This is a genomic window from Coleofasciculus sp. H7-2, from assembly GCF_042747725.1.
Classification (GTDB): Bacteria; Cyanobacteriota; Cyanobacteriia; order Cyanobacteriales; family FACHB-T130; genus FACHB-T130.
On sequence record NZ_JBHZGO010000053.1, the window covers coordinates 1 to 1,562 of the forward strand.

Genomic DNA, 1,562 nt, shown 5'->3' on the forward strand with positions numbered 1-1,562 from the left:
GGCTCTCCCAAGAAGTACGTGGTCGAAAAGGGCTTGTTTTTAGCCGCAATAGCACTCAGCCTTGGGTATGAACTGTTTTGGATTATTCCCAGGCTGTAAGGTTGACGAAGTTGAATATTCAAAAGTGGGGCTGGTGTTTTTCCTTCATACGCATCAGCGAAGCTCATGTTGCCCCAAGTGTGCGCGACGGTCGAAGCGTGTACACAGCACTTACACACGCTTGGTTAGGGATACCGCGATGGGTTAGCAAGCCGTCCGTTTACACCTCAGGGTGCGCCGCTTCTACTGTTTCAACCTGAGCTGTCAGCAGCAAACCTTTACCGAGCGGCTTACGTTATTCGCACCTCGCGCTAGGCGTACCGAGCGACTCAAATACGTGCAAGCTCAGGTAGGTATGGTTCTCGGCGGCGAGGCTGGCTCACGGCTGCTGGCGACTTTAGAAATGCCGCTGAGCGCAGCTAATATTCTGCAAGATATCCGCGTTCAAGCGACTGAACACTACGCGACCCCTCGCGTTTTAGGCGTAGACGACTGGGCGATCAAGAAAGGTCGCAGTTACGGCACCATTCTCGTTGACCTGGAAAAGCATCAGGTCGTGGACCTGCTCTCTGAACGCAGCGCGGCTGCTTTAGAGCTATGGCTCAAGGCGAGTCCAGGGGTCGAAATCATCGTGCGTGACAGGGCGTACGATTACATGATAGGAGCCACTGCGGGTGCGCCAAAGGCAGTGCAAGTGGCTGACCGGTGGCACTTACTGCACAACTTGAGGGAGATGCCAGAAAGGTGGTTTGGGACGGTTGTTTCAAAGCTGCGGCGGCTACCTATCAGTTCCGAATTGCAGCCCCAGGTCGCCGAGCTCAGGGCAAGCCAATATCGCTCCTCAAAGCCTACTAGGGCTGCAAAAGAAGCTGCAGCGGCGAGTAGGGAGCGACGCCTGAGGCTGGTTAACGAGGTGAAGACTCTTTATACGTCGGGCTCACCGCTGCTCACCATAAGCAAGAAGCTGAATATCGACAGAAAGACGGTTAGAGCCTATGCTTACGCCGACAGCTTCCCGGAGCGACCGCCGCGACCATATACCGCTACTGTGCTCAACCCTTATCTCGAGCATCTGGAAAAGCGTCATGCAGAGGGCTGCGAAAACGCGCTGCAGTTGTATCGGGAGATTCACGAACTCGGTTTCAGGAGCACCCCCTGGCATGTGCTGAGGTGGATGCAACCTCGTAGACGCGAACCTTCTAAGCACACGCCAGGAAAGCGGCAAGCTAAGGGTCAAAAGGAACGCGAAGTGCCCGATGCCGTCACTACCAAGCTTGTCTTGCCTTCTGCTCCACAGCTTTCCTGGCTAGCACTCCACGATGAACAAGACCTTTCGGCAGAAAATCGGCTAATCCTGAACTATCTTTTGCAAGACACAAATTTCGCTTTTATGCGGGCGCACGCTAGGGCGTTACGCACCATGATTTGTTCACAAGCATCAGCGACTTTCGACACTTGGCTCAACACGTCGGAGTCCAGCGAGATCGCACAGCTAAAAACGTTTGCCGCCGGACTTAGACGCG

General features: G+C 54.5%; 2 protein-coding genes. Both read left to right on the forward strand.

Annotated features, from left to right (window positions below):
* Nucleotides 1-67: 67 nt before the first annotated feature.
* Nucleotides 68-247, forward strand: a complete 180-nt coding sequence (locus ACFW2W_RS12505) for a transposase family protein (RefSeq protein ID WP_378178124.1) — start codon at nucleotides 68-70, stop codon at nucleotides 245-247.
* Nucleotides 248-271: 24 nt separating this feature from the next.
* Nucleotides 272-1,562, forward strand: a 1,291-nt coding sequence (locus ACFW2W_RS12510; RefSeq protein WP_378178127.1) for an ISL3 family transposase, incomplete at its 3' end; no start/stop codon positions are given.